Source organism: Acinetobacter sp. JADD-222 (genome assembly GCF_049310645.1).
Window position 1 is genome coordinate 97,767 of record NZ_JBMOWI010000004.1, and the last position, 19,012, is coordinate 116,778.

Here is a 19,012-nt window from a genome sequence, read left to right on the forward strand (position 1 = left end):
TTTTTACAATTGGTCTTCTGGATATTGGCCAGCACTCACAATGAACCCACCAACCTCACGTTGGCCATAAAGAACAGGAACTGGATTTCCCTGGGCAACTGTTGTTACAGCGCCGCCAAAACCTTTATTGGCTTTATTCCCATCTTGGTTTTGGTCTTGGGTATTATCGACTTTAGGCATCAGCATCATTGCAATACCACCCAACATCATCCCGATACCAGCTCCAATCAGACCTTGTGCTACAACTGCGCCAACACCAGTCCAGCCAGCAAACACCCCAACAACCACACCAACAACAACCATGACAGCCCCAATAATGGTTTGTAATGCCCCATTACCCCCAGCACCTACAACACGAGGTACTACATGAATAACATCAGCTTCGGTATTCATATCAAGCTGCTCTTCACCGATATTGTCTCCAGTAATGAGTCGCTTAGTTTCATGGTCATAGATTGATGGGCTTTTCTTGCCGCGTTTATTATTTGAATTTTTACTTTTAAGAAATACGGCAAACCGCAAGCCTTGCTCGTGGGCATGCAGCATAAACTTCTCGAACCCTGCAATTTGTACAGATAAGGCACGCATAGCTTCACGTGTATTTGCCACATCGAGCTTAAATTCACGACCAAACTGTTGTCCAAGTACGCCATACAATTTAATTGTTTTTAACATCTCTATGCCTCAAGATTTTAACTGTACGTTCAAGCCATTGCTGACCATAAATTTCTCGCACTGACTTTCGGTTATAAGGATGATGAAGAATTAGAGTTGAACCTATGCAGTTTTCTGCCTCTTCTGACTTTAATTTTCCATTATCTCCTAGCCAAACAAGTGCATGATTTGGATGCTCTGTACGCCCTACACGGCAAATTAACATATCGCCATATTGAGGAGTATCTACTTCATAGAACCCTGCTTTCTCGTAGTTTTCTAGGTAAAGTGAAGGGTGATCACTTTCTTCCCACCAGGCATCTTTTCTCTCAAAATCCATGAGCTCAATACCCAACTCTCGACTATAAAAATCGCGTATAAGTGCATAACAATCTTGCCAGCCATGGTAATAATTTCGCCCAATTAAAGGCGTTAGATATCCACATGGTTCATAAATAGCGAAATCTAGATCTGGATAAGAACAGATTACCCACGGTTTTTTATGTAATTCGATTTGAACTAAATCAAGATCAGTTGCTCGAGTAGTGCCATCAGGATGCGAATGCACATAAGCTTTGATTTCCCCCTGGTCTTCTGCCAAAGTTAAATCTTCGGGATGAATTTCAAATTGATCCGCATTATCAGAAATATTGCGGCAACGGATATACTCTTTACCAACGATCACGCCGCAGCATTCTTGTGGATAGCATTCATCAGCATGTGTCATGATTGCTTTTTTAATCTTTGCCGTTAATTTCATAAGTTCTCACATAAGACTTGATGCTGGGAAACCGCCGAAAGGCAATGGTTTGTTTTCTCCGAAACGCACACGGCATGATCGGAGCCTTCCACCACATCGATCTAAAGCTGGATCATCAGTTTGCTCATCTTTATCAGTAAACATGGCAGTTCCTGTATAGCCGCACTCTTCGCCCCGATATTTGCCCATGGTGCACCAATGGCATAAAGAAGTGATTTGACGAACAGGTATTTTTAAACCTTCAAAATCAATTGGATTTGAAAGCTCAAAAGTTACTTGCTGAGCATTTTCAGATGTCTTTTGCTCGATATACCATTTCTGTTCTTTAGCTTCATTCGACGCTGTAGGGTTACCTTCAGGGAAATTTTTAGCATCGAGATATTTGGCAAGGGTAGTTATTACTTTAAGCTTTGCCCCAACAAAATCTTTGCATTGAAGACAGTAAGCTGAAATTGCCCCCTGTATTCCACCGATGTTATTTGCGATCGTTAAAGTTGGAGCAGAAGCTTTACCGTCCGACCGCATTTCTAGGCCAGAGACTTCTAAGCTAATTGCTTCAAACTCTTCACCCTGCCAAAAAATGCTTCCTTCTTGTTGATGACCATGAAAACGCAAAATGCCAATTCCGTAGGAACTGGCATCTAATTCATACAGGTGAACTAATCCACCTGGTTCAAGTTTTTGAAAATCACTTTGTAAAGTCATAGATACTCCTTAAGCTTGAGCTGGAGCTTCCGCGACAGGAGTATATTCAACGCTAATTTTTTTCGTAGCTAAGTCATATTTCATATTTAATGAATTAACTGTTACGCCATATAAATACCCAGCATTTTGAATTGCCTGTATTACCCATCTGGTAATATCAGCATCAAGTAAAGTCATGCTTCCATTGGTACCGCCTCCAGGTGTAACTACGATACCCACTGAATTAGAAGGTTTATCATAATTAATAGTCAGCGTTTCAATTTTACCAGCGGGCAAATCGTTACCAAAACTACGAGCATCAAACAACTGAGCACGCAATTCGCCAACAAAAAAAGCTTCAGCAAGATCTAAAGTTTTAACAGCCATGGGTTTGCTCCTATAAGCAAAAAAATAGCTCCTAATAGGAGCTGTTGAGTAAAAATATTAAGGTTGGAAAACTTGGGTGAAGGTTGTGGAAATCCTCCAGACATCACCACCCATACACGTATGTTGATAATCAACAGTTTTTACACGCACTTGCCCATCCAACGGCGAATTCCATAAAAAGGAATTAGCACCCTTGTGGGCATCAAAAAAAGCTTTAATTTGCATAATTTCAGCTTTATAAGCTGTGCGTTGATAAGTCCATTCACCAGATCTATTGTTTAGACCAACTGATGCAGTTTGCTCATATCCATCACCAAATTTGGTTGATAACGTATTAAAGCGTTGCGTTTGGTTATTACCATCTAGGTCACATTCAAAAGTGAATATAAGATCACTCATAAATTTTTCTCACAAAAAAAGCCCGCGTTAAGCGAGCTTTTAATAGCCATATCTAAAGTATGACCAGATTAATAAAACTATACCGTAAATAACGAAAAAGTGGAAACTAGTTCGAGCCCTACTTTGACAATAAACCGCCCTGTCTCTGTTCTTGACGGATTACAGTTCTTACAGCATTTCCAATCATCTGGCCTAACTCTTTAGAATCATTCTGAGTCTCAGTTTTACTAGAACCATCAGCGCTTACAGTGACATAGACAGTAATTGGGGTTTCATTTGAACTGGATTGCGTCTGGTTGGAATTAATCGCATCAAATTGTCTAGACTCCCTTCTCGTAGCAATCGCATCAGATTGATTATTAGATACGTACCCGCCGTTAGCATAGCCACCAGGTGAGCTTGTCCGCATAGATTCGACAACGCTCACCCCACCCCATCTTTTAATGTCTTCTTGCGACCATACAACTTCGCCCTTATGTACTACTCCAGCTGGAGTATGTTTAAGCCCATTTCCTGTATAGCCGCCATCAGAGAATCCAGCGATAGTCTGTGCTGCAATTAAGCCTACAGAGGCATAGCCCAAACCACGCACAACGGCGGCAGCTGGAATACCTAGAATTGGTCCTAGTTCTAAAGCTTTGGCTGCTGCTAATTCGGTACTAATAATACCTTGCGCTATTGCAATCCCTTGCTGAACCAAGAACATTGCTTTATAAGCGCCACTTTGCTCTCCAGCTGACTCTCTGACCATTGCGGTCATATTTCCCCAAACCGTAGAAGCTTGAGACATCAATTGCCCGTAACCTTCGATTTCTCGTTCTCTTGCAGATTTCTGTAGGTCTTGCTCCATAAGCGTATATTTTTCATTAATTGCATATTTTTGCTGGCGAAATATTTCTTCAGCATCTAATAAAGCTTGAAAACGCTTCTCTTCATCCACAATAGTTTTATCTTCAGAGATTGATTTAGCTGTAGAAGAATAAGATTCATTTGCCTTCTGCATTTCATCGCTATATTGATTTTGTAAGTTCCATGAATCAAGTTGGTCGGGTGTGAGTGTCTTCTTAGCTTTTAAGTTTAAAGCCTCGGCTTGAGCGATAGACGCCTGCTCATACATCGCTTTTTGATATTCATCGAGCTTTTGCTTTTGAAGTTTGCGATATTCCGCAATTTCATAATCAAACATGGCTGTTACAGCCTTGCTGCGAATTTCTTTTTCAGTATCAGAATATTCTTTTGATGCCTTAATTTGCAGCAATTTAGTTTGCTTTTGCATCTCAAGTTTTTGAACTTCATTCAGCTTATATTCATTAAGTTCATATTCTAGTTGCTGAGCGTTGAGTTGTTTCTGGGCATTAAAACGATTAACTTCTTTTGCAGTTAAACTTTTTAATTCTTCACCCTTAAAATGCAGTTTTAAGTCACTAAGAGTTTTTAAGTGCTCTTTTTCAGCAAGCGTATCTTTATCAAGATACTGATTTCTTAAGTTCTCAGCTTCTTCCTGAGTTTTCAGGAACTGATTGAGATATGAATCAAAATCTTTCTCTGATACCCCTCTCGTATCAAAACCATTTGCTCCAGCTGTATAAGATTTTACATTTGCAAGATATTGCTTAGTTTCTTTAAATCCATATGCCTTACCGCTTTTTACATTACCTGGACCAGCGTTGTAAGCCATAATGGCCTTGTTTACATCTCCGCCAAACTGCTTAAGAAGGTCTGAAACATACTTGATCATTCCATTAATGCTAGATTCTTCGCTTGTAACATCTACACCATACTGTTTGGCTGTGGCTGGCATAAATTGTGCCAAACCTTGAGCACCAACTGGTGATGTTAATAATTTGCCTTTACGATAAGTATCACCTCTGCTTTCCTGCATAATCATGCCTTCAATCAAGCCTTGTGGAATACCAGCAGCAGCAGCCTTTTCTGAAATATTATATTTCTTAGATAATGATTGGACTTTTTCATTCACGGCCATAATTTTTTGCTGATTTTTTAACTCCTTATTTTGTTCACGAATTGACTCTGTTCTTGCATCCGTTTGCGCTTTAATGGATTCCTCAGATTTCCAAATCGCTTTTTGCAGATTAATAGTCTCTAGATCAGCTCCTTTTAAACCTTTGGCAATCGAATCTTTATAAACTTTCAGAAGATCGTTGGCTTGGGCTTCAGTAAATCCTCGCTTCATCACCTTTTCAACAAATTGCGTATCAAACAACTTATCTTCATACATTTTCTTTAGTGACTTTTGAGCATCATCTGCTGCTTGTTTGGTATTTTTGATTGCATCAGCATGTTTTTGTTGTTCTAAAGCTGCGTTTTGAGCCTTGTTGCCTGTTAATTCAACTTCTTTACCGAAAAGCTTAATGGCCGTTTTTGTTTTATCGGCTTTATCATACGCTTCCTTATATTTTTCAATTTGTTCCTCAAGGGCTTTTCTCAAGTTTGGAGGTAGATTTTGTTTTGATAATTGTTGTAATGCCTCTTTATAACTAATTGTACCTAGGCGAGCCTCATTCGAAATACGTGTTACTTCCACATTTCCTTGTGCATAGTTTTGTATATCAATAAGTGCTGAACCGACACGTAATTCCATTTTTTCAAGCTGATCATTCTGAGCTTTAAATGCAGTAGTTAAATCATCAATCGCTTTCGTTCTGGCCTGACCCTGTAAATTTTTTAATTCTGTTGCAGATCTATTGGCAACGTCCGCTTGCTCCTCGAGCTTCTTATTAGCCTCCTCTGCTTTATCTTTAAAATAAACATAGGTAGCGGATAATGCTGTTACACCTAAAGCAAGTGCACCGATTGGTCCACCTACTAATCCCAATGCTCCTGAACCTAATTTTCCTAAAGTTGATAATGCTGTAACCTTTGTAGCATTGGCTTTTGTTTGTGCTGCTGCAAGCGCAGTCTCTGCAGCTGCAAGTTCACGTGTAACTTGAGCTTCTACCTTTTTCAATTCAGCCATACGTGTAATAGACTGAGTACGGCCAACTGCATTCATTTGTGCTTTGAGTCTCTCGACTTCTAATGCTTTTTCAGCTGCTAATACTTGTAAGGTAGCTTGAGAGCTTACAACTTGTGCTTGTGCATTTTTAACGGCTGCCGAAGCCTCTAAAGCATCTGCTATAGCTTTTTCCTTACTTGCTTTAACATTTGCAGCAGTAGCCGCAACATCTGCATAAACAGCAACACTCTTCGCAGCTATAGCTTTAGTTAAATAACCAATCCCTAAAACCATTGCACCATTTGAAATTAATTCTAAATTTGAGGCTAGTAGCTGCACTGAGTCAGCTAAAACTTGAGCTGCTCCACTCCCTTTACCAGATTCACCTACGAACTTTGTAATTTCATTATTTAAAAGGGTGAGAGATTGGCCAATAGTAATATCCGTTTTTGCAAATAGAGCATCAACATCATCTTGGACATTTTTAAGTGCTTTAACAATTTCCTTAGAAGTAATTTTTCCTTCAGCAGCTACTGATCGTAACTCTCCTACAGTAATGCCCATACCCTGAGCGATTGCTTTAGCTAAAGCAGGTGTTTGTTCCATTACAGAGTTAAGTTCTTCACCGCGAAGTGTTCCGCTTGCTAGGGCTTGTCCAAATTGAACAAGTGCAGCATCTGCAGCTGCTGCACTTGCTCCGCTAATAGCCACAGCTTTTGATACTGTCTCAGTTAAGCGAGCAGTTTCATCCATATTTAAATTAAGTGTTTTGGCATTGTCGCTAAAGCGTTGGTAAACCTGCAAAACCGAATCCCAAGCAGAATAAGTTTTTTGCGCAATTCTGAAGGTGTCTTCAGTCGCCTTATTAAGTTCTATTTGATTGCTGGTAACTAATTTAAGTCGGTTCTGTAATCCTGTGTATTCATCCATTTTAGAGATAGCAGCACCGATAGTTACAAGCCCTGCCATGTGTCCAGCCAGTGCTCTTGTTGCAACAGATAAACCATCCATTGACTTTGTTGCGAAATCACCTTTCTTTTCTATGCTGTCTAGTTCATTGCCTAGATTTCTTGCGTTTCGTTCCGCATTTCTTGAATCAATAGTAATGACTAAACGTGATTCTTGAGTCATCTTTAACTTTCCTCTAGGCAATAAAAAACCCGCTTTCGCGGGTTTAATGTTTAATTCAAATTAGTTTCGGAGGGCTTTCTCACAGTAAGGTGAGGCATTTTGTAGGTTTGGATCTGAACTATATTGGTAACTACCTCCAGCATAGTAGTTAGCTTTTAATTCAAGCTTTGAATCAGTTTTACTTTTAATTGTTTGTTTTAGACCAGATTGAACGATGATTTCATTTCCACTTACTTTTAATTTTTCGATTGAATCTTTCCCGTTCCAACTAGAACACATAAGACCTGTACCATCTTTTTTGAAGGAATAAGTCACAGCATATGGACCATTATTGCCCGACCAGTATCCGTTTAAATCCGTTTCGGTCGGAATAACAGACATGTATTGATTGTTCATCATATCAGTTGTAGCTGCACAGCCACTAAGACCAAAAATCAAGCTCAATAAAATAATCTTTTTCATGAAATTACCCATCATTTTTAATGGATAAAATTTAACAGGTGGGAAATAAAAAAGCCACTCGATTGAGTGGCTTCTCTATTTTAAGCATGTAGAAGCTTTTCAGCACCAGCGGCCAAAAATGCAGATCGGGTTTTAAATCTTTTTCCTTTACCTACATTTTCATCAATTATATGAATTAAACGACTTGGTAAAGTGACATTGATTTTTTCTGGCTTACCTAAGTAACGACTAACATCAACTTCTGTAACTGCCCAGATCATTCCTTTATAGTCAGCATCATCTATAAACTTACTTACATCAGATGCTAATGGAATCTCCTCGCCATCTTCAGCTAGGATTTCTAAATGGCCAGAAATAGCCTCTTTTACGTTCTCGATAGCTTCCTCTAAAGTGTCGCCAGCACTAAAACAACCAGGAATATCTGGAACAGTAACACCATAAGCCTCGGTGTCGTTACCTCTTTCTATAGCAATTGGATACAACATTGCACTCACCTCTTGTACAAAATCGTACTGTGAAATAGGACTTTATGAGTCTGATTGAAGCGGGTCAATTTAGACCCGCTTGCTTCAAAATGCTTTTAACAGTTCCGCTTGGTAATTCCTTTTTTGGATGAGGGATAGTAACTAAGCCCCCTTTAGTTGGATGTTTGAAGTGATGATGACTTCCTTTAACCCTAACTAAGTACCAACCGTCTGCTTCAATCATTTTGACTAAATCCAGACTTTTCACACCGTCCCCTTATTAACTTGATGAGACAATTATAACCCTAGAGTTATTCTAAGTAAATACCTCTAGGGTTATTTTTTAATAGGACGCTTCATTTTTTTATGCGAATCATCAAGAAAAATATTATCCATAGCAAATATGCAGTCGTTAAAAATATCTCTATCGACTGGCAGTTCATAATAATCACAGTATGCAGAAATAGATGAAATATCTAATGCTAGAGGAATACCTTGCTCATAACGTCTTGAGCGCGAAATGATGTTGTATGCCGTTAAAATTGAATGTGAAGTAAAAGAATATTCAGGCTTCTTAAATTCTTGCGGCTGTCGTAGATTTAAAGCTTTGGCGATTGCCGTTTGCTTTTGGTTGTGGTCGCTCGCTTCTTGTTCTGTGTTGAACTTTGACCAGTTGTAGAGCTGGACGACTTTCCCACCACTTCATCCTTATAAGAATCCGCCTCTTTTTGGATGGTTTCGGCTTCTTGTCTGATATAAAGCCATATTGAAACACCAATATCCCCCATATTTAAAAGCTTAGTTGCATTCTCGGGTGAATATTCTGGCTCTGTTACGACAATCTCTTTTTCGGCATTCTCCTCCTCAAAAACAACACCTTTCCAGTCCTCAATTAGGTGACATGCAGCTGCTTCTAAAAGAAGCTCATGATAAAGCTTATCTTCTTTTGAAGCCTTACTGACATCATAACCTTTAGAGGTAATTTGGTTATTTGCTCGTTCAAGGGCCACCTGATATGGCTTATATGAGATACCACGAATTTTAAATTCAGCTAATACATTTCCTTCTTTATCAACGTACTCACGCCATTTACTAACAGTTTTACTAGTCTGAATGCTTACTTTTAAAGCCATGTTTAACTCCAAAAAAAGCAGCCATAAAGGCTGCTATCAGATTAATTAAGGCGCAGGAACTGCTACTGGTGTACGTGTAATGGTTGGGGCAACTTCAACTACCTTATATTCAAATGAAGCATTTAAAAGGTCGCCATTACCACCACTTGGCAAAGGTGCTGTGATTTCAGCTTTAGGAATAAAGATTTCATATTTATTCCCATCTGTATCAGTGATTGGAACCTTCAAAGAAATTGTTTTATTGGTGAATTGCTTTTCATACATATCAGATGTGTTACGTGACCAAGCCGCCGTAAATGAACCTGTGCCATTGGCAAGCATTTCTAAAATTGCACGTGCATTGATCCCACCGCCCAAGCAGCGTTGCAGCTGCATAGTGTTATCCCAATTAAATGTAAAAGCGGTTAAACATGAAATCCCTGCTTGAGAAACACCATCAATCAAAATATCACCGACTGAGACATTTGACATTTTTGGGCTGTTATCTGCTGCTGTAATTGTTCCAGCAGGAGCTGTAGAAAAGTTTGTGCGACCGAGGGCCATTAGGCCAAAGGTCATTGTAATTAAACCAGCTTCAGGAATATCAATTCCAAAAGTGTTTACATGGCACCCTCGGAAAACATGATAGTCATTTACATCGTCAAAGCCGCGTAAAACAGAAAAGGTTTGTCGAAGCGTACCCCCAAAAGTTAAAACATTTGATGACCAGTTATTAAAGGCAGCAGCGGCCATTAGGTCTTGAACTAAAGCGCTATATTTTGCCTCGCACTTTAATTCACCAGCATACTCGGCACCTGTAATCATTGATGAACGTGCAATACGTCCACTGGTAATGGAATTTGAATCTTCCTTAGTTACCGTTGCATCAAGGGCATTTTCAGTAAATTCGAAAGTTGTACGTGCAAAAGGTGATGGTGTGGTACCAACCGTGGACTCCTTTGCGATTTGTGTTAGCTGACGTGCACCACTAGACATGGCTTAATACTCCTAACGATAGGCATAAAAAAAGCCACCCGAAGGTGGCCACAAAATTAGGGATGTAAAAAACCGCCAAACGGCGGTAATTTCTTTAAAGTTTTAGATCAATCATCTAGTTCAACGCTTACTCCAGTGACAATATTGTGTTTAGTTCCTTCAATACTATGAACATTAGCCAAACGGATGTTTACATCAGAAACACATAGCTTGTTATCCAGTTGCCATTTATCTAGCACCGCACCCATTACAGCTTCCAAGTGTCTTTCGAGTTCTTGTCTTTTAATTTCAATTTCTTCTAGGGTCAGCATGCATGACATATCAATTCACCGTATATCCAATTGTCACATTGTACTGCACAAAATCATTATCTTTTCCAGCATCTATCGCTTGCCCTTGCCAACATTGTAAATGCTGAAAATTGAAATATTCAAAATGAGCAAGCAAAGCGACAGTTAGAACTGTTATTTCTTGATCTCCAGTATTATGCCGTGCAAAACACTGAATTAAGATATTGCCAGTACGGCGGGTGCAAGGTGTATCAGCAAGGCCAGCAATAAAACTAGATCCGCCTTTTATGGTTAATCGGCACCATAAGCCTTTTGTTGGAACAGTAAAGCCTGGAGCATTTGGATATTGGATTCTATCTTGAGAAATTCCTGTAAAGCTCATCATACGGTCAACGATAGCTTGCCTAGCTTGTTCTAAAGTCATTGCCATCTTAACCACCATACTTTTGAGTAATATAAGTGAATGTAGTGCTGTAAATACCTAGTGGTGCTTGATCTGACCAGCCATCTTCCAAACGTTCTGCGTAGGCTTTGTTGTTTTGGATATAAACTAAGTTTCCAAGCTTAAACTTAATGGCTTGAATTGCTGCATCCTGAACGGCGTCTGTTTCAGGTCCACGTACACCATAATCAGCAGATCCAATCGAAACAACGTGTGAAGCTCGGTAAGCCCCAGTATCAACAGGACTAGAAACAACAAGTGATTGCACTGTATCCATGACGATTTTCTTTACTTGGTCTTCAGCTTTTTTTTCTACTTCAAAACTAAATCTAGTCGGCTTTTTCCCCGTCCACCCCATGACTTTTAACCTCGCTTGCTTCGTACATTTCAAATAGGTCTTGAGCTATAGCTTGAATTGAATAAGCTTCAAACTCTAAGCTTGGCTCTCGCTCACCCATTCTTCGTTTTACTATTTGCCAGACATGAACTGCCTCGTGTAAAAGCAGTCCATAAACTTGTAATTGGTCCTTATCCCCCGTGTCACCTATTTGGACAATTGCATAAGCACCATCAGAAAAGGAACTAACTTGAGCATCTGCACCCATATCTAAGAATTGATCAGCTTTACCCATATCCTCAAATAATAGGTCCATGTGTAACTGATTTCTTGCGAGTGTATATTTGACATGCTGAAACGGTGAGGTGTACCACTCAGGCACATAATCTGTATTAACCATGGCCATCCTTTTAACTTGGTAAGATTGTTTCTGTTGCCTCTCTACCATCAAACGAGTTATGAACAAAAACGCCGTCCACAATTTTAGGATGGCATTCACAATGAAAAAATGAATGTGGTTTTAAATCTTCTATAGGTACTACCTGAACACTTTCATGAAATGTATATACAACCCAAGACATTACACTCTCCTCAACTGACACTTCCAAATGGTCGCGGCTGGATCTTGTTGGATATGTATTACACGGAATGTTCCTAACCCAGTAATCCACTCATCATCAATTTTCGGTACCATAGTCACTTCATTCTGAAGAACAATGGCTTTTTTATCCGTTGCTAGTACACCTAATGTCTGGATCTCATACTGATTGTAAGAGCCAAACAAAACACCTCGACCATTGTATTGATCAACAATATTTTCAGAAGTATTCGTTTTTGGGTTCCAGCTTGTGCTTACAATCCTTTCACACGTAAAAGCATGAACGGCGTCTGCTAGATCCTCATCAAATGCTTCGGCAATTTCAGCCTGAAGTTCATCTCTTAAACCCATTAGATTCTCCGAATATAGATCACTGAGCGCCGTTTGCAGTAAGGTTTGATCAAATCAAGAATGTATTGCTCAGTTGCATTAAGCTTTACAGATCCGTCTTGATACTCTTTTTCAGACTCAACCTCAGCCTTCACTCTTTTGCGCTTTAATGCCTGTTCTTGGCCTTGATATATCTCACCCTTCATAATGCCTTTTATGACTTCGTATGACGCCGTTTTGAGGGCTTTAGGGACGGTTGTTATATCTTCATAAGGCTTAACATTACGCGCCAATAAATAAGCTTCTGACTTTTCAAGATAGTCAGCTTTATCACCGTCAGATAAAGCAGCAAAGCCAGCTACACGTTCAATTGCTTCTTGTTCAGTGATAAAGCTCATGGATTATTCCTTTGGATCTTGTGGAATCAATGCAATCAATTCTGGCTTTAAGGCAGACTGTTTAAACTCGATACCTTTATCAGTTAAATAAGCCTTTATTTGGTCGACCTTCCAATTTTCATAATCACCTGGTGTAGGGCCATCTAATGGATCAGGTGTACCTTTGCCTGCTTCTAATTCAGCAATACGTGCTTTCATAGCAGGAATATCATTTTTGAACGATGCCAACTCACCTTTTGCAGTTGCGATTTGCTCATCGACAAGCAATGCAGCTTTTTCCGCCACTTCTTCTGCAAGTTCACCCTCTAAACGAGTATTTTCTGCTTCAAGTCGGGTCTTTTCTGCTTCAACTGATTCAAGCTTGCTTAAAGCATCGGTTAAGCGTTCTTGCAATTTTAAATCGCTATTTGAGCCCACATCAGCAGCTTCCTCTTCAAGAGGTATTGCTAAACGGCCATAAGCCTGCTTAATGATTTCAGCATCAGGAAAATCATCATCAACTTCTACTGCAGTAGCGTTCCCGATTACCCCAATAAAGTCGTTTCGATAGCAAACGCTTGGGTCACGAATCAATGGGATATTATTTGTGTAAATTACTTTCATTTCTTCTCTCCAAAACAAAGGCGGCTTACGCCGCCATGTTTATTAAGGGGTTGCTGTACCTGAAATTACGGCACTAAATGGAACATTTTTACGATCAAACACTCGCTCCCAATTACCAGCAGTTGCATAGCCTGCAATTTTTGGCGAAGCATTTGGATCTACAGAACCTTTCCATGAGAAACCAGCTGGATGAAGAATGAATGTTTTACGTTCCCATAAAATTTCAGCACCACCACCATTACCGCCTGACGGTAGACGCTCAAGTTCTACTGGAGTAGTTGGAGTTCCCTCTCCATAACCAAATGCACCATTTCCAAAAATGAGAGAAATATAACGTCCATTACCGTAAACCAAACCATCATCCATGAAGATCGGCTTACCGAGATAAGTAGCAAGAATGATCTGACCATTACTGTCACGTAAATACTCGATCATGTCTTGCTTTACCATTTGGTTCATTACTACTGAATGAACACCCATCGCTGTAAATTGGTCAGCGGTATCACCTGCTGTAAATGCAGCGTCTTGGAATGCATTAGCCGATACAGTTGCACCTGCATCGATCACCATATCGCCATTGTTATTGGCAATATTGGAAGCAATAACACCGCGTGCAGCTCCCAATAAATAGCGCTGCCACTGGCGCTCCCAGTATTTACCAAAGCGGTTACGAATATGCTGCATTGGCTCACTATTTGCCAATTCAGTTGAAAGGTCGGCTGTTCCATAACCTTTGTTTAAATAAAGAGTTCGGGCCTGCATTGAGCCTTGAGTGGCCTTACCGACCGCACCTTTATCATCAGGATTGTCAGTTGATGCATTCGCTTCTTCGTCAGCATCAAGATCATTCCAATATGAAATCGTTGATGAGCCTTGGCCATTATTAGCAATGTCAGTTAAAGCTTCATTTTTTACAACAATTCCTGATTGGAATACGGCGGTTTTTTCAGGTGAATTTACTGGGTCCAAAGTCTGGTAGTAGTCACCAACGAAAATATCTTGTAATTGAACAGATGGCATAATTAGTTACCTTTAGTTTTCAATAATTGCTGGAATGCTGCTGGATTTTCACGAGCTAGACTCGCTCGTTCAGCTTCTGAATAGTCCGACCATTTTTTAATTGAAGCGCCTGAACCTGGTGCGCCCATACCACTTGCTTTAGGCCAGTAGTACGGCTTTTGTTCACGTAGAGATTCAACCCACTCTTTTGGCGATAATGCTGTTTGGCCATCTTTACCAATGATCACTTCGCCGTTTTCATCAACAGCGACCGCTTTGCCGTTTTCATCTAATGCAAATTTTGTTTTAGCTAAAAACGCAATGTCGCCTGTTGCTTCAGGTAACGCTTCAAGCTCTACAGCTGCTTGAATGATTTGCCCTTGGATTACAGAATCTTTGAACTTATTTGCATAAGCTTCTGCTTTGTCAGCACGGTCTTTTTCGGCTTTAAGTACACGTTCATGTTCTTCACGCATCTTCTCGGTACGTTTCTGGATCACTTCGTTTACTTTGCCGTCTGCGATTAATTTGGCTTCTTCATCCTGGTCAAGTTGAGCAAAAACCTTCTTAACAATTTCAGGGTCAATGCCCTCAAATTGTTTTTGAAAATCCTGAAGTTCTCGTTTTGCATTCTTAGCAGCATCACGCTCACTCTGAAGTGCAGATTTCAAACCTTTTGGATCTTCGTAACCTTCTAGGTCAAGGCGAAACTTCCCGTTTTCCTCAACATATAAAGCGCGGTGCTCTTCTTTGATGGCATCAAGCGAATCAACAATAAATGGCAATGACATGTTCAAACCTCTCGTTTGATTGGGGTAAAGCCTTATCTCAAGGCATTAAAAAAGCGCCCATTAGGACGCTGTATTTCGATTAATAAAGTTATGCGATGTTAAAACCTTCAACACCACGCTTCTGACGATTTCGGGTACGTTGCTCTAGCCACATTTGACCTTGCTCAATATTAGTAATAGCAAGTGAATTTTCGCGGCAAGGAAACTTTTCATTCAAAACACGTAAACGATGTAGAACAATCGCAATTAACGCTTCATTCGTGATGCCATTAACTCCAACTTCCTTAACTGGACCAAGTTGGAATTGAATTGGAGTAAGTGAATCTCCAGCTACAACATCATAGAAATGTCCTGGTTCAAGAGACTGCTCACCGTCTCGGGTTTTAACTGTTTCGTTATGGAAAACCGTTACTTCGTTATCATCTTTATGGATTTCACGGCCCATTACACAATTTTGAATACCATCTGGTTGATATGAATGTTCAAAAACATCCTTTGGTGACCAAGAGATATAACCTTCATGATCTGGATGATTAGCCTTGCCACCATCTTTGTACTCGATCAAATAGCCTGGATCTGCTGGATCTTCATTTTCAGGAATTTGCCAACCTTGGTACTCATTGTATTCGCCACGTGACATAGGCACTGCTAATACTGATTTAGTGCCGATATACGCAACCATTGATAATGCTAATAACTTCTTAGACATTTTTTATACTCACAAAAAAAGCACCTTTAGGTGCTAGTTAAATTGATTTCACGCTCAAAACATCAAAGAAAATTAAAGGCTCTCAATCAGTTCAATAAGCTTATTATTGGTTGATTCCTGTACTTTGTTATTTAACCGAGGAGCTTTCAAAAGTGAGGTCAATACTTCAATAGAATGAAGATTTGCATGATGAGCATCATATGAGTTTTCAACCGTCTGAATATAAGGTGATGAAATCGCTTCAATCGACTGTACACCTGGTGACTTTGATGGCTCATCTAAATTCTGGCCAACCTCAACCGCCTCACCTTCGATCACTTGTGGCTCTGAAGGTGGTTCAATAATTTCAAACCCGAGCTGTTTTAAATTTTCAATGGCAGCTGTAAGTGCAAACGGATTGTAATCACCAACTGGTGAGCCTTCAGGTATCAAATACTCGCCGTTTACTTGCACTCCAGAGTGAAGTTTTAAGATGCATATAATGCGTTTAGGTAGTGCTTCTGGTGATGCTTGGTCCACGTTGAAATATTCAAAATTTTGCACTAGCTCTTGAAGTGTTAGCGGTTGCTTTGTCATGATGACCTCACATAAAAAAAGCACCCGAAGGTGCTATGGTTAAAATAAATTGATTACTTTGTTTTCCCGAGTTCTTTCTTACAAACGGGACAAGTTATAACTAAATTAATTTCATTTCGGTGGTTAAAAATGCGGGCTTCACTTTCTTTAAACTCCAAGTCAGATTTGCAATTGTGACAAGTAATCTCATGAATAGTGTCCTCAGGCAATTTACCTGGCTTAATTACCTTTACCATTATTTTTCCTCTTTGGCCCTAGGTTCATCGCTTACTAAGCGAACACCATTACGACCATAAGCTTCGAAAGTTACTGTTATTGTGGCTGGTCCATCATTAGCATTACTGTTCATCTGTACTGCTTTTTGCCCAGCTAATGGCAATCCAGATTCTTCATCACAAATAATTAAGTAACCTTTCAAAGTTGGATGTCGTTTAAGCACCAGGTGCTTAACTTTTGATTCACTCATATGCCCAACCTCTTAAAAATTTGTTCATCCAACTTCCGAAGTTGGTCAAGTGTGTAAAGTCGCCCATCTGGATCGAAAAACTTATCAAAATCAAATTTTCCTTCCTTAAAGAGCTTATAACGCTTTGGCCCTAACCATTCTTTTTGAAAGAAATCGTCAGTCTTTCCGAAAAACTCTTTAAATGTTGTATTTGCATCCAGTTGGCCGATGAGTTGGCTTCGCTCGTCCTTTGGAATGTCCTTAACTCTTCGGTCATCCATTACAAAAGGACGCTCGCCTGTTAGTTTTCCGTCTTTTTCCACTGGTACCAGAATACTTCGGCAATTTGGATGCAACGGCGGCACTCTTTTGGCTGGGTCATCAATTTTCCAAACGGCACCATCCAGTGAGGCGCATAGTTTTGATGTTCTACCATCCAACGTTGCTACCAGCTTTACGTATTCAAAGCCGATCTGGTTAAAGCTATTCAGGTAAGCTTGATTAGCAACATGACTCCTAACAGTTCTTACCGTCCGATCGATATCAGACTTGCTACTGATTAAAATGCCATCTTCATAATTAAGGCGCTTAGTCCCACCAATGCGCTGAACAATTTGCTGATTCGTTTTACCAGAACTAATTCCATCCCGAATCGCGTATTCAACCTTTTGACGAGCACTTTCAGCCAACTTTGTTAAAAGGTCGTCGACCAATGCCCCGCCTACCAAAGGAACTTTTTTTGCCGCCTTATAAAGTTTTTCCCCACTGGGCTGTTTTATCTTTCCGCCGTATAGCTTTGCCGTGTAATTGGCCTCATATACCGCTAATGCTGTAGCAGAAACCGCGAATGCTTCAGGTAATGAAGTATTAATTGCCGTAAACCACTGAGAAATTAGGTCCCGAATTTCTTTGAGGTTTGTAGTTGTATATTGGCCACTAGCAAGGGCAGCCTTTTCAAAATCATTCAACTCTTCTAACAAATCTCTAAGTTTTGCCAGCATCAATGCCGACTCATCATTAAAGATTTTTAATAACTCATTAACTGATTGAGAAGAAGCTCGATATAAATACGCCTGATGTTGTGTAAGTACCTCAATAAGCGATTTTTGGGTATCTGAAGCCATTTAACACCTCATAGCGGAGCGCTATCACGCTCACCTTCAATCCGCTTCAATTCTTCCTTATAATCATGACCAGGTAATTTACCTGTAGCGATATATTCCCAATATGTCTGGAATGAATTTTTTCCAGAAATAGCACCTTCATAAAGCTGCTTAGCAAGGTTGATATCGTATTGCTGAACAATAAACTCGGGCTCAACAGTAAACGCATATTTAGAAGGATTTAGCTTTAACCACTGAGCTGCATATTTAATTGCTTGCTCGATTGCTGCAGCTGCACACATCACAATGCTATGTAAGCTTGCATGCTGGTCATCCTGACGTGCGCGGCGTGCTTCTCCAGATTCTTGTGTATTTGTATCAATAACCTTTGCACCAGCCTCAAGAGCTGCATTCTTTTGTGCATCCATTTCTTTTTTGGTTAGCTCAATCCCATTACCTGAAATTTCCAAATAACCGCATTGCGCTTCACCAGGAAGATCCCAAACAGCCATAACACCAGTAACACTAATATCAGCACCATCATCAAGACCATTAATCCAAGGCTGAGGATGAGCTGTGTGATGAAGTGACTGGAAATAATCAGCGCTTAGCTGGTAATACTTCAAAGCGGCTTTGGCCATAGTGAGAAGTGGCACCGTTCCAACATGCGCTGAATTATCTGTGGTGCCACAAAAAACAAAAGGTGTAAAAGAAAGCATGTTTTTACCAAGATCTGGTGTTTTATCTTCTACAGCAGATCCATCAAACAAACGGACTGTTAGAGCACCATTATCCATAGATAAAACGCGATGTACTGTCCTGGTATCATGGCCAAACTCATCTTCACTATTATCAAACTGCTCCTCGAGCACTAAAAGCTTCAAATCCTTTCGACCATCAATACTGTTTTCCTTCCAGTTAATAATTGATAAGGCGTCATAAAGTGCAAAATAAGGCACTCCATTAGCGTCTACATCAACAAGCAAGCCACAACGGCCATATTCAAGTAACTCTAGACAAATACGAATAAAAAGCTGTTTTAAGCCAAATCCATCATTTGTGGCATTATCGATCAGTCCTTTAAGCAAAGAACTTTCAATCACAATATTGGGCTCAAGCTTTGAGACTAGCCCGATCATCGTGCGCAATGAATCCTGAACCCATAATGGATACTGAGCGCGACTGAGATAAGCCTTATAAATCGCTCCAGCCGTATCACCCTGCTTTTCAGCTTCGATCATCCCTGCCGATTTAGAAAGATACTTAGTTTGTGCTTGTTTGATTTCCTCTTCACCAGCAACGGCATCGTGCATAATCAACCAGGCTTTTTGCGCAGCAATATACTGCGGATGTTTATCAGTAACTGCCATAAAAAAACACCAAAAA

General features: G+C 40.0%; 26 protein-coding genes. All 26 read right to left on the reverse strand.

Annotated elements, in window-relative coordinates:
* Positions 1–3 precede the first annotated feature (3 nt).
* Positions 4–675, reverse strand: coding sequence for a tail assembly protein (locus ACO6UW_RS05455; protein ID WP_348891933.1), 672 nt, complete (start codon positions 673–675; stop codon positions 4–6).
* On the reverse strand, positions 659–1,414 hold the full coding sequence (locus ACO6UW_RS05460) for a C40 family peptidase (RefSeq protein ID WP_348891931.1): 756 nt from the start codon (positions 1,412–1,414) through the stop codon (positions 659–661). The genes ACO6UW_RS05455 and ACO6UW_RS05460 overlap by 17 nt, the downstream gene beginning before the upstream one ends.
* Before the next feature lie 6 nt (positions 1,415–1,420).
* Positions 1,421–2,119, reverse strand: a complete 699-nt coding sequence (locus ACO6UW_RS05465) for a phage minor tail protein L (RefSeq protein ID WP_348891930.1) — start codon at positions 2,117–2,119, stop codon at positions 1,421–1,423.
* Positions 2,120–2,128: 9 nt separating this feature from the next.
* Positions 2,129–2,485, reverse strand: coding sequence for a hypothetical protein (locus ACO6UW_RS05470; RefSeq protein ID WP_086335786.1), 357 nt, complete (start codon positions 2,483–2,485; stop codon positions 2,129–2,131).
* A 57-nt stretch (positions 2,486–2,542) separates the two neighbouring features.
* Positions 2,543–2,884, reverse strand: coding sequence for a phage tail protein (locus ACO6UW_RS05475; RefSeq protein ID WP_348891928.1), 342 nt, complete (start codon positions 2,882–2,884; stop codon positions 2,543–2,545).
* A gap of 118 nt (positions 2,885–3,002) precedes the next feature.
* The gene (locus tag ACO6UW_RS05480) at positions 3,003–6,971 is read right to left on the reverse strand and encodes a tape measure protein (protein ID WP_348891927.1); all 3,969 of its coding nucleotides are present in this window, start codon (positions 6,969–6,971) and stop codon (positions 3,003–3,005) included.
* A gap of 60 nt (positions 6,972–7,031) precedes the next feature.
* Positions 7,032–7,433, reverse strand: a complete 402-nt coding sequence (locus tag ACO6UW_RS05485; protein WP_348891926.1) for a J517_1871 family lipoprotein — start codon at positions 7,431–7,433, stop codon at positions 7,032–7,034.
* Between the two features lie 80 nt (positions 7,434–7,513).
* Positions 7,514–7,918, reverse strand: coding sequence for a type II toxin-antitoxin system HicB family antitoxin (locus tag ACO6UW_RS05490; RefSeq protein ID WP_078210450.1), 405 nt, complete (start codon positions 7,916–7,918; stop codon positions 7,514–7,516).
* A gap of 64 nt (positions 7,919–7,982) precedes the next feature.
* A complete protein-coding gene (locus ACO6UW_RS05495) occupies positions 7,983–8,165 on the reverse strand; it encodes a type II toxin-antitoxin system HicA family toxin (RefSeq protein ID WP_000838150.1) in 183 nt (60 codons plus the stop codon).
* A gap of 331 nt (positions 8,166–8,496) precedes the next feature.
* Positions 8,497–9,030 carry a hypothetical protein gene (locus ACO6UW_RS05500; protein WP_348891925.1) on the reverse strand — a complete coding sequence of 178 codons (534 nt, stop codon included), beginning with the start codon at positions 9,028–9,030 and terminating at the stop codon, positions 8,497–8,499.
* Positions 9,031–9,075: 45 nt separating this feature from the next.
* Entirely contained in the window at positions 9,076–10,005 is a 930-nt protein-coding gene (locus ACO6UW_RS05505) for a phage tail tube protein (RefSeq protein ID WP_348891924.1), read from the reverse strand.
* A 107-nt stretch (positions 10,006–10,112) separates the two neighbouring features.
* Positions 10,113–10,325: a hypothetical protein gene (locus ACO6UW_RS05510; RefSeq protein WP_262522128.1), complete on the reverse strand. Its 213-nt coding sequence runs from the start codon at positions 10,323–10,325 to the stop codon at positions 10,113–10,115.
* Between the two features lies 1 nt (position 10,326).
* Positions 10,327–10,725: a hypothetical protein gene (locus ACO6UW_RS05515; protein ID WP_262522127.1), complete on the reverse strand. Its 399-nt coding sequence runs from the start codon at positions 10,723–10,725 to the stop codon at positions 10,327–10,329.
* A 1-nt stretch (position 10,726) separates the two neighbouring features.
* Positions 10,727–11,095, reverse strand: coding sequence for an HK97 gp10 family phage protein (locus ACO6UW_RS05520; RefSeq protein ID WP_262522126.1), 369 nt, complete (start codon positions 11,093–11,095; stop codon positions 10,727–10,729).
* On the reverse strand, positions 11,067–11,474 hold the full coding sequence (locus tag ACO6UW_RS05525) for a hypothetical protein (protein ID WP_262522125.1): 408 nt from the start codon (positions 11,472–11,474) through the stop codon (positions 11,067–11,069). The genes ACO6UW_RS05520 and ACO6UW_RS05525 overlap by 29 nt, the downstream gene beginning before the upstream one ends.
* A gap of 10 nt (positions 11,475–11,484) precedes the next feature.
* Positions 11,485–11,655 (reverse strand): hypothetical protein, encoded by a 171-nt coding sequence (locus ACO6UW_RS05530; RefSeq protein WP_262522124.1) that lies wholly within the window; start codon positions 11,653–11,655, stop codon positions 11,485–11,487.
* On the reverse strand, positions 11,655–12,023 hold the full coding sequence (locus ACO6UW_RS05535) for a glutamate 5-kinase (protein ID WP_262522123.1): 369 nt from the start codon (positions 12,021–12,023) through the stop codon (positions 11,655–11,657). Before ACO6UW_RS05535 ends, ACO6UW_RS05530 begins: the two co-directional genes overlap by 1 nt.
* Entirely contained in the window at positions 12,023–12,400 is a 378-nt protein-coding gene (locus ACO6UW_RS05540) for a hypothetical protein (protein WP_262522122.1), read from the reverse strand. Before ACO6UW_RS05540 ends, ACO6UW_RS05535 begins: the two co-directional genes overlap by 1 nt.
* Before the next feature lie 3 nt (positions 12,401–12,403).
* Positions 12,404–13,003, reverse strand: a complete 600-nt coding sequence (locus ACO6UW_RS05545) for a HeH/LEM domain protein (RefSeq protein ID WP_250635194.1) — start codon at positions 13,001–13,003, stop codon at positions 12,404–12,406.
* Positions 13,004–13,045: 42 nt separating this feature from the next.
* Positions 13,046–14,023, reverse strand: a complete 978-nt coding sequence (locus tag ACO6UW_RS05550) for a hypothetical protein (RefSeq protein ID WP_057090124.1) — start codon at positions 14,021–14,023, stop codon at positions 13,046–13,048.
* A gap of 2 nt (positions 14,024–14,025) precedes the next feature.
* Positions 14,026–14,793 (reverse strand): hypothetical protein, encoded by a 768-nt coding sequence (locus ACO6UW_RS05555; protein WP_078210446.1) that lies wholly within the window; start codon positions 14,791–14,793, stop codon positions 14,026–14,028.
* An 88-nt stretch (positions 14,794–14,881) separates the two neighbouring features.
* Positions 14,882–15,433, reverse strand: a complete 552-nt coding sequence (locus ACO6UW_RS05560) for a hypothetical protein (protein WP_086221728.1) — start codon at positions 15,431–15,433, stop codon at positions 14,882–14,884.
* 141 nt (positions 15,434–15,574) lie between these two features.
* Entirely contained in the window at positions 15,575–16,078 is a 504-nt protein-coding gene (locus tag ACO6UW_RS05565; RefSeq protein WP_119048117.1) for a hypothetical protein, read from the reverse strand.
* Positions 16,079–16,313: 235 nt separating this feature from the next.
* Entirely contained in the window at positions 16,314–16,544 is a 231-nt protein-coding gene (locus ACO6UW_RS05570; RefSeq protein ID WP_119048116.1) for a hypothetical protein, read from the reverse strand.
* Positions 16,541–17,647 carry a minor capsid protein gene (locus ACO6UW_RS05575; RefSeq protein WP_119048115.1) on the reverse strand — a complete coding sequence of 369 codons (1,107 nt, stop codon included), beginning with the start codon at positions 17,645–17,647 and terminating at the stop codon, positions 16,541–16,543. Before ACO6UW_RS05575 ends, ACO6UW_RS05570 begins: the two co-directional genes overlap by 4 nt.
* An 8-nt stretch (positions 17,648–17,655) precedes the next feature.
* A complete protein-coding gene (locus tag ACO6UW_RS05580) occupies positions 17,656–18,996 on the reverse strand; it encodes a DUF4055 domain-containing protein (RefSeq protein ID WP_119048114.1) in 1,341 nt (446 codons plus the stop codon).
* Positions 18,997–19,012: the final 16 nt, after the last annotated feature.

Coding starts and splice junctions, on each gene's coding strand:
- ACO6UW_RS05455 (WP_348891933.1), bottom strand. CDS start 675: ATGTTAAAAACAATTAAATTGTATGGCGTACTTGGACAACAGTTTGGT.
- ACO6UW_RS05460 (WP_348891931.1), bottom strand. CDS start 1,414: ATGAAATTAACGGCAAAGATTAAAAAAGCAATCATGACACATGCTGAT.
- ACO6UW_RS05465 (WP_348891930.1), bottom strand. CDS start 2,119: ATGACTTTACAAAGTGATTTTCAAAAACTTGAACCAGGTGGATTAGTT.
- ACO6UW_RS05470 (WP_086335786.1), bottom strand. CDS start 2,485: ATGGCTGTTAAAACTTTAGATCTTGCTGAAGCTTTTTTTGTTGGCGAA.
- ACO6UW_RS05475 (WP_348891928.1), bottom strand. CDS start 2,884: ATGAGTGATCTTATATTCACTTTTGAATGTGACCTAGATGGTAATAAC.
- ACO6UW_RS05480 (WP_348891927.1), bottom strand. CDS start 6,971: ATGACTCAAGAATCACGTTTAGTCATTACTATTGATTCAAGAAATGCG.
- ACO6UW_RS05485 (WP_348891926.1), bottom strand. CDS start 7,433: ATGAAAAAGATTATTTTATTGAGCTTGATTTTTGGTCTTAGTGGCTGT.
- ACO6UW_RS05490 (WP_078210450.1), bottom strand. CDS start 7,918: ATGTTGTATCCAATTGCTATAGAAAGAGGTAACGACACCGAGGCTTAT.
- ACO6UW_RS05500 (WP_348891925.1), bottom strand. CDS start 9,030: ATGGCTTTAAAAGTAAGCATTCAGACTAGTAAAACTGTTAGTAAATGG.
- ACO6UW_RS05505 (WP_348891924.1), bottom strand. CDS start 10,005: ATGTCTAGTGGTGCACGTCAGCTAACACAAATCGCAAAGGAGTCCACG.
- ACO6UW_RS05510 (WP_262522128.1), bottom strand. CDS start 10,325: ATGTCATGCATGCTGACCCTAGAAGAAATTGAAATTAAAAGACAAGAA.
- ACO6UW_RS05515 (WP_262522127.1), bottom strand. CDS start 10,725: ATGGCAATGACTTTAGAACAAGCTAGGCAAGCTATCGTTGACCGTATG.
- ACO6UW_RS05520 (WP_262522126.1), bottom strand. CDS start 11,095: ATGGGGTGGACGGGGAAAAAGCCGACTAGATTTAGTTTTGAAGTAGAA.
- ACO6UW_RS05525 (WP_262522125.1), bottom strand. CDS start 11,474: ATGGTTAATACAGATTATGTGCCTGAGTGGTACACCTCACCGTTTCAG.
- ACO6UW_RS05530 (WP_262522124.1), bottom strand. CDS start 11,655: ATGTCTTGGGTTGTATATACATTTCATGAAAGTGTTCAGGTAGTACCT.
- ACO6UW_RS05535 (WP_262522123.1), bottom strand. CDS start 12,023: ATGGGTTTAAGAGATGAACTTCAGGCTGAAATTGCCGAAGCATTTGAT.
- ACO6UW_RS05540 (WP_262522122.1), bottom strand. CDS start 12,400: ATGAGCTTTATCACTGAACAAGAAGCAATTGAACGTGTAGCTGGCTTT.
- ACO6UW_RS05545 (WP_250635194.1), bottom strand. CDS start 13,003: ATGAAAGTAATTTACACAAATAATATCCCATTGATTCGTGACCCAAGC.
- ACO6UW_RS05550 (WP_057090124.1), bottom strand. CDS start 14,023: ATGCCATCTGTTCAATTACAAGATATTTTCGTTGGTGACTACTACCAG.
- ACO6UW_RS05555 (WP_078210446.1), bottom strand. CDS start 14,793: ATGTCATTGCCATTTATTGTTGATTCGCTTGATGCCATCAAAGAAGAG.
- ACO6UW_RS05560 (WP_086221728.1), bottom strand. CDS start 15,433: ATGTCACGTGGCGAATACAATGAGTACCAAGGTTGGCAAATTCCTGAA.
- ACO6UW_RS05565 (WP_119048117.1), bottom strand. CDS start 16,078: ATGACAAAGCAACCGCTAACACTTCAAGAGCTAGTGCAAAATTTTGAA.
- ACO6UW_RS05570 (WP_119048116.1), bottom strand. CDS start 16,544: ATGAGTGAATCAAAAGTTAAGCACCTGGTGCTTAAACGACATCCAACT.
- ACO6UW_RS05575 (WP_119048115.1), bottom strand. CDS start 17,647: ATGGCTTCAGATACCCAAAAATCGCTTATTGAGGTACTTACACAACAT.
- ACO6UW_RS05580 (WP_119048114.1), bottom strand. CDS start 18,996: ATGGCAGTTACTGATAAACATCCGCAGTATATTGCTGCGCAAAAAGCC.